The organism is Agreia sp. VKM Ac-1783 (assembly GCF_900177765.1).
Taxonomy (GTDB): domain Bacteria; phylum Actinomycetota; class Actinomycetes; order Actinomycetales; family Microbacteriaceae; genus Agreia.
Map to the genome: position 1 here is coordinate 367,972 of NZ_FXWI01000003.1, position 15,615 is coordinate 383,586.

The following is a 15,615-nucleotide window of genomic DNA, read 5'->3' on the forward strand; positions in this document are numbered from 1 at the left end:
CTACTCCGCGGACGCCGCGGCGCGCAGATCGGGCAGCTTCACGAACAGCATAAGCACCAGACCCACCGCGACGACGATCACGATGCCCAGGATTCCCCAGTACTGCGCTCCCGCAAGCGCGATGAACAGCGACCAGAGCCCGGGTGAGATGAAGCTCGCTGCTCGGCCGGTCGTGGCGTAGAGGCCGAAGATCTCGCCCTCGCGGCCCGCCGGCGACACGCGGGCGAGCAGTGACCGCGACGCGGTCTGAGCGGGACCCACGAAGAGACACAGGGCGAGACCGCCGATCCAGAACACGATCTTGCCGGCATCGTGCAGGGCGAAGACGCCGGTGCCCGCGACGACGAGGCCCACGAGCGAGAAGAGGATGACGGTGCGCGGCCCGAAGCGGTCGTCGAAACGCCCCGAGACGATCGTGCTCACACCCGCCACGAGGTTGGCGGCGATTCCGAACGCGACCACCTCGAGGAAGTCGAAGCCGAAGGTGCCCTTCGCGATGATCGCTCCGAAGGCGAAGACGCCGGCGAGCCCGTCTCGATAGACGGCGCTGGCCACGAGGAACCAGAACGTGTGACGGCTCTCGCGATAGAGCTGTGCGATGTCCTTCACGAGAACGACGTAGCTCGCGAAGAACCCCACTTTCGGTCCGACGGTACGCGCTGCCGGAAGCTCGGGCACGAACACGAAGATGGGAATCGCGAAGATGATCGTCCAGATGGCGCATCCGACCGCGACGATACGGAACGGCAGCCCATCATCCTGCGGCAGCCCGAACCAGTCGGCGCTGTACGCAACGACGACCAGGATGAGGGCGACGATGCCTCCGATGTAGCCGAGACCCCATCCGAGCCCGCTAACGCGGCCGATCGTCTTCTTCGTCGATACCTGCACGAGCATCGCGTTGTAGTTCACTCCGGCGAGTTCACTGAAGACGCTTCCGATCGCGACGAGAGCGGCTCCGAGCACGAAGTAGCTCGGCTGGCCCTGCACGAAGAAGAGCGCCCCCATGCTCGCGATGAGCAGGATCGTGTAGAGAAGCAGCCCGGCTTTGCGGCTTCCCGCTCGGTCGGCCCGCTGGCCGAGAACGGGCGCGAGAACGAGGATGACCAGCCCGGCGATGAAGATGGCGAAGCCGAATCCGCTGGCAAGATCGGCGAGGCCTGCGACCTTGGCCGGTGCGTCATCGGGAAGCGCCGCGACGTCGGCAGGGAGGAAGACGTCGGTGGTCAGATACAGAGCCGTGAAGATGAACGTGAGAATGACCGAGTTGTACGGCTGAGTCGCCCAATCCCAGAGTGCCCACGACCGCACCTGGCGCGCGGGAACGGGAGCGACCTGCAGATCGAGACCGACTGCGAGCGCGGCGCCGGTGTTGGCGGCCACGGGGATCCGGGGCGGTGCCGAGGGGTCGTGGGGGCCGGCCGGTTGCCCGGCTTCGCCGCCGGAATTCTGATTCATGCTCACACAGTAGCCGCGCAATGCGTCGAGGCAGCAGACAACTCGGCAACGCTCGATGAATCGGTCGAGGCGCGCGTGGTCCGGGGGCTACTATTGCGTGCATGAACCGGCACCGGGGGGGCCTCTTCGGCCGGGCGCGCGGCGGGGACACGGCTGATCTGCGCGAGCATAATCTCGCGCTCGTGCTGCGATACCTGCGAGACAACGGACCATCGTCGCGGGCGCAGATCGCCGCCTCGTCGACGCTCGGGCTCTCGACGCTGACAGGCATGATCAGCGACTTGAAAGCGCTCGAGCTCGTGAACGAGGGACTCGCGCCGACGCAGTCGCGTCTCGGACGACCCACGCACTCCGTCTCGCTCTCTGGCGACGCCTGGGTCGTCGCGGGTCTCCGGTTGGATGTCGATGGTGTGCAGGCGAAGACCGCCACGGTGGGCGGCGATCACCTCGGCAGCTACGCCGACAGGTCTGATCTGCGCGGCGGCGATGCTGCGCCGGCAATTCGGATGCTGCGGGCCGCGATCGACTGGATCGTCGAGTCGATAGACCCGCACCGCACCCTGACGGCCATCACCGTCGCGGTGCCCGGAGTCATCTCGCCGTGCGGCGATCACGTCGCGCGGTCCGAGTCGCTCGGCTGGAGCAACATCGACCTTCTCACGGCCGTGCGCGAGCAGCTCCTGGCCGGCGGATGCGGTGCGGTCGTGGTCGAACTCGACCGCGACAGCGCGGTGGCCGCGCTCGGGCTGGCGCGGGGCGAGTTGCGTGAGCGCATCGGCCGCCGCACGGCGCTGTACTTCGGGGGAGAGCGAACCGTCAGCGGCGCCGTCCTCCTCGGGGGCGAACCGATGCACTCCGGTTCGTCGGGCGAAGCGGACTTCGCCCGCATCTGTGTTTCGGTCGACGGAGGAGGAGTGGAGCGCCTCGGCGGGGTAGTGGGGCTGGCGGCGCTGCTCGCAGCGGCCTCCGTGCATGACCAAGAGGACGCGGACACGCTCGTCGACCGCTTTCCCCGAGACGCCCTCGCCGCATTCGTGTCGGCGTTGGCCGAGGGCGACGAAAGGGCGGCATCGGTGCTCACGTCTGCCATGACGTCGCTCGCGCAGGCGATCGAATCCGCCGTCGCCGTGGTCGGTGCCGAGGTCGTGATGCTCGACGGATATCTGGGCGTGCTGGCGTCGCTCGTCGACCCGCCGGTCGACGCGGCCGTCGACGTGATCGCCCTCGCGTCGCATCCCTCTCGAATCGTCGACGGGGCCGTCTTCGCGGCCAGAGACGCACGCCTGGCGCAACCCTTGCGCATCCGGAACTGACGGTGTGCGGCGCGCTATCGGCGCGCGACCAAACTTGAGTCGACCTAGCTCAACTTTAGCTGTGAGTGCTTGACATTGATTTCGCTCGCTGGCAAGCTTGAGTCAACAAGGCTCAACCCTTGTGCGAACTTATCTTTTCGGTCCCGCCAGCAAACAAGGAGAAATCACTCACATGGCTCGTGCAGTAGGAATCGACCTCGGTACCACCAACTCGGTGGTCGCGGTCCTCGAAGGTGGAGAACCCACCGTCATCGCCAACGCGGAAGGCTTCCGCACGACCCCCTCGGTGGTCGCTTTCACCAAAGACGGCGAGGTGCTCGTCGGTGAGACCGCGAAGCGCCAGGCCGTGACCAACGTCGACCGCACCATCTCCTCGGTGAAGCGTCACATCGGCACCAACTGGACCGTCGACATCGACGGAAAGCCCTACACCCCGCAGGAGCTGTCGGCGCGTATTCTCGCCAAGCTCAAGCGCGACGCAGAGAGCTACCTCGGCGACACGGTCACCGACGCGGTCATCACCGTTCCCGCGTACTTCAACGACGCGGAGCGCCAGGCCACCAAGGAGGCCGGTGAGATCGCAGGCCTCAATGTGCTGCGCATCATCAACGAGCCCACCGCTGCTGCCTTGGCCTACGGTCTCGACAAGGGTAAAGAAGACGAGCTCATCCTGGTCTTCGACCTCGGTGGCGGAACGTTCGACGTGTCGCTGCTCGAAGTCGGAAAGGACGACGACTTCTCCACGATCCAGGTGCGCTCGACCTCCGGTGACAACCGCCTCGGTGGAGACGACTGGGACCAGCGCGTCGTCGACTACCTGATCAAGCGCTTCAAGGACGCCACGGGCGTCGACGTCTCCGGCGACAAGATCGCCAAGCAGCGTCTCAAGGAAGCCGCTGAGCAGGCGAAGAAGGAACTGTCGTCGTCGACCTCGACCAGCATCCAGCTGCCGTACCTGTCGCTCACCGAGAACGGCCCTGCCAACCTCGACGAGACGCTCAGCCGTGCCAAGTTCGAGGAGCTCACCAGCGACCTGCTCGACCGCACCAAGAAGCCGTTCGAAGACGTCATCCGCGAGGCCGGCGTCTCGGTCAACGACATCGCCCACGTGGTGCTCGTCGGTGGATCGACTCGTATGCCCGCCGTCGTCGAGCTGGTCAAGAAGCTCACGGGTGGCAAGGAGCCCAACAAGGGCGTCAACCCCGATGAGGTCGTCGCCGTCGGCGCCGCCCTGCAGGCCGGCGTGCTGAAGGGCGAGCGCAAAGACGTTCTGCTCATCGACGTCACCCCGCTGAGCCTCGGTATCGAGACCAAGGGCGGCATGATGACCACGCTCATCGAGCGCAACACGGCCATCCCGACCAAGCGCAGCGAGACCTTCACCACGGCAGACGACAACCAGCCGTCCGTGGCGATCCAGGTCTTCCAGGGCGAGCGCCAGTTCACCCGCGACAACAAGAACCTCGGTACGTTCGAGCTGACCGGCATCGCGCCGGCTCCGCGCGGCATCCCGCAGGTCGAGGTCACCTTCGACATCGACGCCAACGGCATCGTGCACGTGTCTGCCAAAGACAAGGGCACCGGCAAGGAGCAGTCGATGACGATCACGGGTGGTTCCAGCCTGTCGAAGGAAGACATCGCCCGCATGGTTCGTGAGGGTGAGGAGCACGCCGCCGAAGACAAGAAGCGTCGTGAGGCCGCTGAGGTGCGCAACAACGCCGAGCAGCTCGCCTACTCGATCGACAAGCTCATCAAGGAGAACGAAGACAAGCTGCCCGAAGACGTCAAGACGAGCGTTCAGGCCGATGTCGACGAGCTCAAGACGGCGCTTGCCGGCGAAGACAACGATGAGGCCGTGAAGGTCGCCTTCGACAAGCTCAACGAGAGCCAGGGCAAGCTGGGTGAGGCCATCTATGCCTCGAGCCAGGCCGATGCAGCCGCCGAAGGCGAAGCACCGACCGACGCTCCTCAGAACGACGCGTCTGACGAAGACGTGGTCGACGCCGAGGTCGTTGAAGACGACGAGCCCAAGAAGGACAAGTAATCGTGGCAGACCAGAACACGTTCCCTGAGCCCGCTGAAGGGAACGAGCCGGATTCGGCTCAGACCCCGGCGGCGGGCTCGGGGAGCGATTCTCCAGCCGACGAGCCGACCATCGACGGCGCGTTCATCGAGGCCGAAGGCCCCGACGTCGAGACGTCGCTGACCGACGCCGACCTGAGCTTTCTCGAAGACGCGTCCACCGCGTCGAGTTCGACGGCTTCAGACGAGGTGCTGGCGGCCGAGCGGCTTGCCGACCTGCAGCGCGTCACAGCGGAGTACGCCAACTACCGCAAGCGCACCGAGGCGAACCGTGAGGTCGAGCGGGAGCGCACGGTCGGCGAGGTCGTGAAGGTCCTGCTGCCGGTGCTCGACGATCTCGACCGCGCTGAGAAGCACGGCGATCTCGGAGACGGACCGTTCGCATCCATCGCGCAGAAGCTGCGCGGCGGCACCGAGCGCATGGGCCTCAAGCCCTTCGGCGCGGTGGGCGATGTCTTCGACCCGCAGCTGCACGAGGCGATCTTCCAGCAGCCTTCGGCTGAGGTCGAGGTCGACACGGTGGCCGATGTGGTCGAAACCGGCTACTACCTCGGTTCCACGCTTCTGCGTGCGGCCAGGGTCGTCGTCTCGACTCCCGTCAGCGCGTAGTACACAACCTGGTAGAGCCCCTTCGACGAGCTCAGGGAACGTCTCGTTCCCTGAGCTCGTCGAAGGGCTGAACACAACAAGGACACGAATGGCCAGCCAGGATTGGTTCGACAAAGACTTCTACAAGGTGCTCGGCGTCTCGAAAGACATCTCCGAGGCCGATCTCAAGAAGACCTATCGCAAGCTCGCACGCCAGTATCACCCCGACTCCAACCCCGGCGATCCCAAGGCCGAGGCGAAGTTCAAGGAGATCTCCGAGGCCAACTCGGTTCTCTCCGACCCTGAACAGCGCAAGGAGTACGACCAGATCCGCGCCATGGGCTCGGGAGCACGATTCCAGGCCCCCGGCCAGCAGGGCGGAGGCTTCGAAGACGTCTTCGGCGGCATGTTCGGCGGAGGCGGAGGCGGCGGCGGGCGCGGAGGCCAGCAGTACACCTACACGCAGCCCGGAGCAGGAAGCCAGTACGACGACCTGCTCGGCGGACTGTTCGGCGGCTCCTCGGGAGGCTTCCGCGGTTTCGGTGGTCCGACTCGCGGGCGTGACGTCACGGCACGGGCGACCATCGACTTTCTCACCGCCACCAAAGGCGACACGATCAAGCTGCAGACGGCCGACGGCCGACCGATCACGGTCAAGATTCCGGCGGGTGTCTCCGACGGCCAGAAGATCAAATTGCGCGGCAAGGGCGAAGCGAGTCCTGACGGAGGCGAGGCAGGCGATATCGTCTTGACCGTGACCGTGCGCAAACACCCCGTATTCGAGCGCGACGGGTTGAACCTGCGCGTGAACGTTCCGGTGACCTTCGTCGAGGCGACCCTCGGCGCGACGATCGAGGTTCCGACCCTCGGCGGCGATCCCGTGAAACTCAAAGTGGCTCCGGGCACCCCCTCTGGGCGAGTGCTGCGAGTCAAGGGACGCGGAGTCGAGACGTCGAAAGGAACGGGCGATCTGCTCGCCGTCGTTCAGGTCGCCGTTCCGGCACACCTGAGCGCGGAGGCCCGCGAGGCTCTCGAGGCCTTCCACGCTGTGGAGCCGCAGGAGAACCCGCGCCTCGAGCTGCTCTCGAAGGCGCACGAGTAACCCGAGTCGCTTCTTCACTCACCAGCAGTAGCCAGACAGGAAGGCAGGCCATGGACGAGAACTCTCCGATGTTCGCGATCGCCATGGCCGCCGAACTGGCTGGCATGCATCCGCAGACACTGCGCCAGTACGACCGCCTCGGGCTCGTCAGCCCGACGCGAACGGCGGGCAAATCGAGGCGCTATTCGATGCGCAACGTCGTTCAGCTCCGCGAGATAGCGCGGCTGTCGGCGGAGGGCGTCAGCCTCGAGGGCATCGCCCGCATCCTGACCCTCGAGAACCAAGTCTCGGCGCTCACCGGTCGTGTGCGCGAACTCGAGAGCGCCCTGGCCGACGAGCTGCTGAACCGCCCGAACCGCCGCGTCTTCGCCGCCGATGTGCAGGGCGATGTGGTGTCGCTGAAACATGGAACGCGCACGGCCCGCCGCACCGAGATCGTGATCTGGCGCCCCACCCAGGCGGAACTCGACTGACTGGTCGTTGCGCTGGTCTAGCTCGCTTCTCAGGTGACGGGCGTCGACACGAAGAGCACCCGGTCGCTGGCGACCAGCTCGTCGAGCGTGAAGACGCGGTCGAGGTCGTGGCCGGCTGCGACGGCGGCCGTGCGCTCAGCCTCCGACTGCGGCGCCATGCGACCCTGCATATAACCGCCGAGCGAGCGCACGGCGCACGCTGCGATGATCCCCTCGGGAGTGCCGCCCGTGCCCATCACGGCATCGATGCCCGAGCCCGGCGTGGCCGCGGCGATCGCGATCGACACGTCGCCCTCGCCGACCAGATGAACGCGCACGCCCACCTCTCGCAGTTCGGCGATGAGGGATGCGTGCCGCGGCTTGTCGAGAACACCGACGACCAGGTCCTCGAGCGGCTTGTGCAGCGCCTCGGCCAGTCTTCTGGCGTTCTCTGCGTGTGACGCCCGCACGTCGAGCACACCGATACCCGCTGAACCCGCGATGAGCTTCTGCATGTAGAAGACGTCACGCGGATCGAACATGCTTCCCCGAGGAGCCAGCGCGATCACGGCCACCGCGCCGGGCAGGTTCTCTGCCGCCAACCGCGTTCCATCGAGGGGATCGACCGCGACGTCGCACGCCGGGCCGTCGCCGGTTCCGAGGCGCTCGCCGTTCGCGAGCATCGGAGCCTCGTCTTTCTCGCCCTCGCCGATCACGACAGTGCCGTCGAAGGGAACCCGGCCGAGGGCATCCCTCATCGCTGCGACGGCGAGCTCATCGGCGGCGTTCTTGTCGCCAGACCCCACCAGAGGCAGGCAGGCGGATGCCGCGGCCTCGGTCGCGCGAACCACCGCGGCCACGAGTTCGGCCGGGTAATTGTCAGCCCCGACGACGGTGGTGGGAGCGAGGCGCGACGACTGCGGGGGCATGGGTGAAAAGGCTACCGCTGCCTTAGACGGCGATGCGCGCGCGGCGCTGCTCGCGCAATCGAGCGCGGCGTTCGAAGCGCGGTTCGGCGCCGGCTGCACGGGCGCCGAGGTAGATCAGCTCGCGCACGGCCCATCCGAGAAGGACCACGAGCAGGGCGTTGCGACCGGTGAGCAGCAAGGCCACGCCGGGGTCTCCGGCGATGAGCGGCATGTACAGAATCGGGAACACGAAAGTGGTGAGCACTGAGATTCCGACCATCAGCAGTGCGGGAGTGCGCCAGGCGCGCCAGCCCTGCGTGATGCCCACGGCGATGATCGGGGCGAGCCACAGCATGTACTGCGGCGAGCCCACCTTGTTGAAGACGACGATCGTGGTGGCGAGGGCCAGCGACGCGACGAGCAGCAGTTTCTGCGTCTCGGCCCCGCGGTGCTTCGCCCAGACCACGAGGGCCAGCACGCCGACGACGGCGAGCGCCATGGCCGGCGTCATCAGCGCGACGGCGAGGTGGTCGTAGGGGCCGACGACCTCGCGTGTGGCAATCGCGGTGTTGTTGATGATGTGGCTGCCCGGGCGGTCGAGGATCGCGAGCCAGAGCCACGGTGTGGTGACGGGGGCCTCGAGCTGCAGACCGCGCGAGGTCTGCATCTGAGCGAAGCCGAGGAGGTACTGCAGGCCGCCCAGCGCCCACACGATCACGGCGACGCCGATGGAGAAGACGGCCCCTGTGGCGATGGCGATGCGGCGACGGGGGAACGCCCCGAGGATCGCGAGGAAGATCGCGGCGGGCCAGACCTTGATCCAGGTGGCGAGTGCGAGAAGAGCGGATGCGACGATCGGCCGACGAGCGATCAGAACGAGGGCGATGATCACCAGTGGAGCGGTGATGCCCTCGAGGCGGAGCAGGGCCACCGGGCTCAGCAGGGTGAGGATGCCGAGCCACCACCACGAGGCCAGGATGCCGCGACGTGAGCGACCGCGGTTGGAGAGCACGACGATGGAGGCGGCGTTGAGCGCCGCGATCAGCACGAACCAGAGCAGCTGGTAGAACTGAGGTCCGGCGACATTCGAGAGAGAGATCGGCACGATCGCGCCGATCGGGTAGACCCATTCGAACTGGATTCCCGGCCACTGGCCGAAGGTTTCTGCGGCGACGGCCCAGCGGCGGTAGAGGGGGAGATCGCCCTCGACGGTTCCGGCGAGGATGTTGGGCAGCAGGCCGAGGAAGTAGACGATGTGCAGACCGATGAAGCCCCAGACGAGGGTGCGCGGCTTCTCGAAGACTTCGGACTCGGGGATGGCCGGCCTGACGAATCGGTCGTACAGCGTCGGTCGGGCGAGGCCCGGTGCAGTCAGTTCAGTTGTCGCCACTCTAGCGACCGTAGTGTCGAACGCCTGCGAACGAGCAGGGATTCACCTTGTGGTTACCTGACCGTCGCGCGCCGGACACCTAGCGGGGGCGTCCGGCGCGCGCTTTCTCGCGACTCACGACCCCGTCTTGACCGCCTGAATCGTGTAGCTGAGCGGCGCGACGCCGGCATGCTGGTCGAGCGCGAACTCGCCGTCGGGGCGCATCAGCATCTGCCCAGGAAGAGCTCGCCAGGGCACGCTGTCGTGTTCGACGAGCATCGTCAGTGAGAGGCCCGCGCCGAGGAGGGCCGTCACGATCTCCCCGATGCCGTGATTCCACTCGTAGGTCTTCGTGGCCGCGATCGGCTTGTCTGTCTCGACGTAGCTCGCGTCGTCGTCCCACTCGAGCGGGTCTGCCTGCTCGAAGTACGGAAAGCGCAGATGCAGGTCGTCGCTGAGCCTCTCGTCCATGGTCCAGAGAATCGGATGCCCCTCGCGGATGAAGAGGCGTCCTCCCGGTTTGAGCAGGCCCGCCACCACGGCCGCCCAGCGCTCGACGCTGGGTAGCCAGCAGAGCGCGCCGATTCCGGTGTAGACGAGGTCGAAGCCGCCTTCGCCGAGCGCCTCGACCGCCGAGTACACGTCGGACTCGACGAAGTCGACCGCATCGCCCGTCTCCGCGACCAGGGCTCTCGCCTCCTCGAGGGCGACCGGAGAGAAGTCGAGCCCTGTGACGTGAGCGCCGAGTCGGGCGAGCGAGAGCGTGTCGGTGCCGATGTGGCACTGCAGGTGCACGGTTCGCAGTCCCTCGATGGGGCCGAGGCGCTCGCGGTCGAATCTGACGACATCGGAGATGAGTTTTCTGTCGTCGATGTAGCGCTGCACCTGGTACCCCACGCCGGTTCGCACGGCGTGCGCGGATGCGCGGTCGTTCCAGTTCTCGCGATTCGCGGTCACGTAGTCGGTCATGGTCGGCTTCTTCCTGCCGCCGTCTGGCGAGCCGACCAGAATAACAGCCCGTGCACATCCCTGTCAGGATGGGGGGATGCCCGACTTCTCGTTCGATGACCTCCGCCGCTTTCCCGACGTCGAGGCCCCCAACCTCTTCGCGGTCGACGCGAGCGACAGGCTGATCCTCGACGAGGCGGCCGATGCGCTGGCGGCGGCGGCTCCCGGTGAGGTCGTCGTGATCGGCGACCGCTACGGGGCGCTGACGCTCGGAGCGGCCGGGCTGCACGGGTCGACGCGCATCCGGGTTCAGCAGGACGCGCTCACCGGTGAGCGCGCGCTGGCCCGCAACGCCGACCGCACGCAGCTCTCGGGCACCTTCGAGTCGATGACCCTCGACGCCTCGCTCGTCGAGGGGGCGACCGTGGTGCTCATGCAGCTTCCGCGCACTCTTGCCGCACTCGAGCAGGCGGCGGCGCTCATCGCGCGCTATGCGCATCCGTCGGTCGTGGTGTTCGCGGGCGGCCGCATCAAGCACCTCTCGATCAGCATGAACGAGGTTCTCGCCAAGCACTTCTCCGAGCTGCGTGTGAGTCTGGCGCGGCAGAAGTCGCGGGTGCTCGTCGCGTCTGGGCCGATCGAGGGCTCGAAGGACGACACGATCATCCGCAGCGAGTTCCACGACGACCTGCAGCTGTGGGTGGCGGCGCAGGGCACAGCCTTCGCGGGTACGAAGCTCGACATCGGCACGCGCTTCCTCCTGTCGTTCATCCCACAGATGCAGGCGCATCCCGAGGTGGCCATCGACCTCGGATGCGGCACGGGCGTCCTCGCCGCCGAGATCGCCCGGGCGCGGCCCGAGGCGCGGGTCATCGCGAGCGACCAGTCGGCGTCGGCCGTCGCATCCGCCCGCGAGACGATGCGGCTGAACCATCTCGAGGGCCGGGTCGACGTCGTGCGCGACGACGCGCTGCGCTCGCAACCGGACGCCTCGGCCGGGCTGATCCTCTGCAATCCGCCGTTCCACGTGGGTGCGGCCGTGCACGCCGACGCGGCCCTCGGGCTGTTCCGCGATGCCGCGCGCGTTCTGCGTTCGGGCGGCGAGCTCTGGACCGTGTTCAACAGTTCGCTGTCGCACGCCACGACGCTGCGCAAGATCGTCGGGCCGACCGACGTGGTCGGCCAGAACGCGAAGTTCACGGTGACCCGCAGCACCAAGCGCTGACGGATGTGATCTCGATACGCGGGGCTCGTTCCTCGCGACCGCTACTCGATCAGCGCAGCCTCACCCGAGGTGACCCGCAGCACCAAGCGCTGACGCGCTCACGAGGTGCTAGCGTCGAATCCGCAGCCCGGGGAGGTCAGATGTCGCGTTCGCTCGGCCTCACCGCAGAGGCCCGTTCAGCCGTCTTCGCGCCGCTCGCCGGTCCGGGTCGCAGCGAGCAGGTCGAACAGCGGATGCGCGAGGCCATCGTGCTCGGTCTGGTCGGGCACGGCGAGCGTCTGCCCCGAGAGACCGAGTTGGCGAGGCAGTTCGGCGTAGCGGTGTCGACGGTGCGCGAGGCGCTCGACGCGCTGCGCAGCCAGGGGCTCGTGCGCACCACTCGCGGACGTGACGGTGGCAGCTTCATCACGTCGAGCGAGGAGGGCCAGCGCGAGCTCCTCGCCGCCCAACTGTCGAGGTTCTCGCGGGCGCAGCTGCACGATCTCGCTCTACAGCTTGGAGCGATCAGCGGCACCGTCGCTGCGACGGCGGCGGCACGCGCCACGTCGAGCGACCTCGCGAATCTGCGCTCGATCACGCAGTCGATCGACTTCGACAATGAGGTCTCGGCGCGCCGCGGGGAGGCGCTGTTTCGCGTCGAGGTCGCGGCCGCTGCTCAGTCGCCCCGGCTCGTCGCCGAGGAGCTGCGTCTGCAGGCGGAGTTCGGCCCGCTGCTCTGGTTCGGCATGCGCGATCAGGCGCTGCGCGATACCGTCCGGCGCGCTCAGCTCAGTCTCATCGAGGCCCTCGGCAGCCGCGATGCCGCAGGGGCACGGGCCCTCGTCGATGAGCAGCTCTCGACCCTGGCAGCGAGCGCCATCTCGTTCTCCGATCGATCTCGGGGGAGTGCGGACGACGTCGACGTCGCCCCGGTCACGCTCGACGACTGCGCATCCCTCGTCGTCGACACCGTCGACGCGGTCTTCACCACGCTGGGACGCGCCCGCGACGCTTTCGCCACCACGCTCGCGCGCCTCGCGCATCCGATAACCAGGGCCGCCCTCGACGGCAGCGTGCGCGCCCTCGCCGAGGCGGAACTCGCCGACGGCGCGCAGCTCGTGATCGGCGCCGGCTTCGTGGCCACTCCGGGATTCGTCGCCGACGCCGCATGGCACCTCGCGTGGTGGGTGCGCCAAGCCGGAGACCCTCTGGTGCAGCGGCTGCCGCCTCGGCAGTTGGCCGTCGTCGAAGACCCGGAGTCGGAGTTCTTTCGCGACTACACGCGACTCGAATGGTGGCGAGGCGTCGCGTCGGGCGAGCCGAGCCACATCACGGGTCCGTACGTCGACTACCTCTGCACCGACGAGTTCATCCTCACCCTGACCATGCCCGTGTTCGACTCGTCGGGCGCGCAGCCGGGCGTCGCAGGGGTGGATGTCACGGTGTCAGCTCTCGAGGCCCGGTTTCTGCCCGTCTTCGGCCGGCTCGGCGAACGTGTCACGCTGGTGAACGCGCAGTCACGGGTTGTGCTGTCGACCGATCCCACGCTGGCCGCTGGCACGCTCCTCGCCGAGGGCGGGGAGCGGGTGCCGTGCGGAGCGCTGCCGCTCGCACTGCTGCGCCACTGAGCGCGCCCGCGCGTGGGCACTGACACGCGGGCACCTCAGCTCGCCAGCGCCTCTCAGTCGGTCGACGTTCCCCGCTTCAGTGTCTTTCCCGTGAAGAAAGCGGGGTTCACCGCGCGCATCACGAACATGAGCACCACACCCGCGAGCAGCAGGAAGGCTCCGAGGATGAAGACGAGGCCGAGGCCGCCGATGTTCGAGCCACTGCCGTAGTCGGGGTTCATCGAGTCGATCAGGGTGGTCACGAAGATCACCGCGAGAATCACTCCGCCGAGCAGCGGTGCGAGGAACTTGAAGAAGAACGACCGAGCGCCAGAGAAGGCCTCTTTGCGGAAGTACCAGACGCACGCGAGTGCAGTGACTCCGTAGTAGAAGCAGATCATCATGCCGAGCGTCAGAATCGTGTCGGTGAGCACGTCGTTCGATACCACGCGCATCACCGCGTAGAAGCCCCAGGCCACGACGCCCGCGATGATCGTGGCGAAACCCGGCGACTTGAAGCGCGGGCTGATCGACGCGAAACGCTTCGGGAAGGCCTGGTAGTGGCCCATCGCCAGCATCGTGCGCGCCGGGCCGACGAAGGTCGACTGCAGCGACGCGGCCGAGCTCGAGAGAACGGCGAGAGACAGAAGGATGGCGAAGGGTCCCATGATCGGTCCGGCCAGCGCCGCGAAGACGTTGCCCGAGATGTCTTCGTTGCCGAGTCCGAGTTCGCCCGCGCCGATCCCCGAGAACATGAGGCTCGCGATGGCCACGAGGATGTAGAGCACGAAGATGATGCCGACCGTCAGCGTCGCCGCGCGCCCCGGAGTGGTCTTCGGATTCTTTGTCTCCTCGTTCATCGTGAGGGTCACATCCCAGCCCCAGAAGATGAAGATCGAGAGCGAGACTCCGGCAGCGAAGGCTGAGAACGACGGAACGCCGAAGGGGTTGAACCAGTCGATGCTGAAGGGCGTGGCGTCGAAAGCCGAGCCGTCTGCGAAGTGCACGATGGCGGCGATGGCGAACCAGACGAGAACCACGAGCTGGAAGCCGACCAGCCAGTACTGCAGCGACTTCGTCGTCTCCATGCCGCGATACGAGACGTAGCAGGCGCCCACCATGAAGACCAGACAGGTGAGGATGTTGATGGGCACATTCGCGGCGAGGTCTGCGATGTCGGGGTTCTGGGTGATCTGCGAGATGGCGAGATAGAGAAAGTCGACGGCGACGCCGGCGAGGTTGGAGAGCACCACCACCGTCGCGACGATCAGGCCCCATCCGCCCAGCCAGCCGAGCCACGGCCCGAAGGCCCGCGTCGCCCAGGTGAACGACGTGCCGCTGTCGGGCATGGCGTTGTTCAGTTCGCGATAGCCGAGAGCCACCAGCAGCATGGGCAGGAAGCCCACGAGGAAGATGCCGGGCATCTGTGTTCCCACCGCTGCCGCGGTCGGGCCGAGCGAGGCGGTGAGGGTATACGCCGGCGCGATGCACGAGATGCCGATGACGGTGGCTCCGAGCAGGCCGATGGAGCCGGCCGAGAGACCTTTCGACGAGAGACCCGTCTTCGCGTCTGCTGCGTCGATGAAATCGACGCCGGCCTCGTTGCCTGAGCCGACCCCGTTCGCGTTCCCTGACCCTGTCGAAGGGCTGGTGTTCTTGCGTGCCATGATTCGATCCTTCTGCTGAGAGGGGCGCTACGCGGCGTCGTTGGGAACGACGATGAGGGGCACGGGAAGGGAGTGCAGCATGCGATTGGCCGTGGTGCCGAGGAAGATGCGGCTGGGGGATGCGAGCCGGCTCGATCCGACGAAGGCGATCTCGTCGTCTCGCCAGCCGAGGGCCTCGACGGCAGCCTCGACGGTGTGACCCTCCGCGACCTCAGTCGAGAGGATTCCCTCGGTCTTCTCGCGTTCCGAGAAGTAGTCGAGCACGGTCAGCAGGTGCTCGTCGCTGCTGACAGGGCGAGATTCGCCCGCTCCGACCTCGACCAGGGTGACGAAGCGCAGTTCGATATCGAGTCCCTCGGAGATCGAGACCATCGAGTCGAGCAGGGCCTGCCAGCCCGAGCGTGTTCCGATGGCGCACGTGATGCGGCTGATGCGCTCGGGCGCTCGATAGCCGCGGGGCGCGAGTGCGACAGGCACTGGGGACGCGTGTAGGAGCGCGTTGGCCACGCTTCCGATCGAGAAGCGTTGGAGGAGCCCCGATCGGGCAGCGCCGACGACGATGCGGTCGGAGTGGAAGGCCTGAGCCGCCTCGATCAATCCCTCTGAGGTGGACTCGGCCCACAGCACGTGGGTCGTGGCTGTCACATCCGCGGGAACTTTCTGGATGGCCTCATCCAGCCAGAGTTGGGCCTGCTGGGCGATGATGCCCTCGTAGTCGGCGGCCGATGCGGGCACCTTAGCGGGAACCCCCGTGCTCTGCGGCAGAACGAGGCAGATGCGGAGCTCGGACTCGGTGAGCCGCGCGAGCGCTATGCCTAGCTCGATGGCCTCCCGCCCGCGCTCGGTCGCCTCGTAGGCCACGACATAGTTTGCTGTGCGGGTCACGGCTAAGCTCCTTTGCTTTTCGTTTCCTGAGC

General features: G+C 67.0%; 13 protein-coding genes. 7 read left to right on the top strand and 6 right to left on the bottom strand.

Translation table 11 applies throughout. From position 1 onward, the window contains the following. Positions 1-1,458 carry an MFS transporter gene (locus CCK87_RS11445; protein ID WP_086461558.1) on the bottom strand — a complete coding sequence of 486 codons (1,458 nt, stop codon included), beginning with the start codon at positions 1,456-1,458 and terminating at the stop codon, positions 1-3. A gap of 101 nt (positions 1,459-1,559) precedes the next feature. Between CCK87_RS11445 and CCK87_RS11450 the strand changes: the two genes are divergently transcribed. The 5 genes from CCK87_RS11450 to CCK87_RS18600 all read left to right on the top strand — a co-directional run bounded on the left by CCK87_RS11450 (position 1,560) and on the right by CCK87_RS18600 (position 7,016). Next, positions 1,560-2,771, top strand: a complete 1,212-nt coding sequence (locus tag CCK87_RS11450) for a hypothetical protein (RefSeq protein ID WP_086461559.1) — start codon at positions 1,560-1,562, stop codon at positions 2,769-2,771. A gap of 172 nt (positions 2,772-2,943) precedes the next feature. Next, the gene (gene dnaK / locus CCK87_RS11455; protein WP_086461560.1) at positions 2,944-4,815 is read left to right on the top strand and encodes a molecular chaperone DnaK; all 1,872 of its coding nucleotides are present in this window, start codon (positions 2,944-2,946) and stop codon (positions 4,813-4,815) included. A gap of 2 nt (positions 4,816-4,817) precedes the next feature. Continuing rightward, positions 4,818-5,462 carry a nucleotide exchange factor GrpE gene (grpE, locus tag CCK87_RS11460; RefSeq protein WP_249273861.1) on the top strand — a complete coding sequence of 215 codons (645 nt, stop codon included), beginning with the start codon at positions 4,818-4,820 and terminating at the stop codon, positions 5,460-5,462. A gap of 88 nt (positions 5,463-5,550) precedes the next feature. Continuing rightward, positions 5,551-6,543, top strand: coding sequence for a DnaJ C-terminal domain-containing protein (locus tag CCK87_RS11465; protein WP_086461562.1), 993 nt, complete (start codon positions 5,551-5,553; stop codon positions 6,541-6,543). Positions 6,544-6,593: 50 nt separating this feature from the next. After that, positions 6,594-7,016: a MerR family transcriptional regulator gene (locus tag CCK87_RS18600; protein ID WP_055778896.1), complete on the top strand. Its 423-nt coding sequence runs from the start codon at positions 6,594-6,596 to the stop codon at positions 7,014-7,016. A gap of 29 nt (positions 7,017-7,045) precedes the next feature. Here the strand turns inward: CCK87_RS18600 and glpX are convergent, their stop codons facing one another. The 3 genes from glpX to CCK87_RS11485 all read right to left on the bottom strand — a co-directional run bounded on the left by glpX (position 7,046) and on the right by CCK87_RS11485 (position 10,241). Beyond that, positions 7,046-7,924: a class II fructose-bisphosphatase gene (gene glpX / locus CCK87_RS11475; RefSeq protein WP_086461563.1), complete on the bottom strand. Its 879-nt coding sequence runs from the start codon at positions 7,922-7,924 to the stop codon at positions 7,046-7,048. A gap of 22 nt (positions 7,925-7,946) precedes the next feature. Then, complete coding sequence (locus CCK87_RS11480; protein ID WP_170927255.1) at positions 7,947-9,293, bottom strand: glycosyltransferase 87 family protein; 1,347 nt, start codon at positions 9,291-9,293, stop codon at positions 7,947-7,949. Positions 9,294-9,407: 114 nt separating this feature from the next. Continuing rightward, complete coding sequence (locus tag CCK87_RS11485; protein ID WP_086461565.1) at positions 9,408-10,241, bottom strand: class I SAM-dependent methyltransferase; 834 nt, start codon at positions 10,239-10,241, stop codon at positions 9,408-9,410. A gap of 76 nt (positions 10,242-10,317) precedes the next feature. On the opposite strand from CCK87_RS11485, the gene CCK87_RS11490 reads away from it, so the two are divergent. Then, entirely contained in the window at positions 10,318-11,445 is a 1,128-nt protein-coding gene (locus tag CCK87_RS11490) for a methyltransferase (RefSeq protein ID WP_086461566.1), read from the top strand. A gap of 140 nt (positions 11,446-11,585) precedes the next feature. Further along, positions 11,586-13,052 carry a GntR family transcriptional regulator gene (locus CCK87_RS11495; RefSeq protein ID WP_086461567.1) on the top strand — a complete coding sequence of 489 codons (1,467 nt, stop codon included), beginning with the start codon at positions 11,586-11,588 and terminating at the stop codon, positions 13,050-13,052. A gap of 53 nt (positions 13,053-13,105) precedes the next feature. Here CCK87_RS11495 and CCK87_RS11500 read toward each other — a convergent pair whose 3' ends face one another. Further along, entirely contained in the window at positions 13,106-14,698 is a 1,593-nt protein-coding gene (locus tag CCK87_RS11500; RefSeq protein WP_086461568.1) for an APC family permease, read from the bottom strand. 27 nt (positions 14,699-14,725) lie between these two features. After that, positions 14,726-15,583 carry a universal stress protein gene (locus CCK87_RS11505; RefSeq protein WP_086461569.1) on the bottom strand — a complete coding sequence of 286 codons (858 nt, stop codon included), beginning with the start codon at positions 15,581-15,583 and terminating at the stop codon, positions 14,726-14,728. Positions 15,584-15,615: the final 32 nt, after the last annotated feature.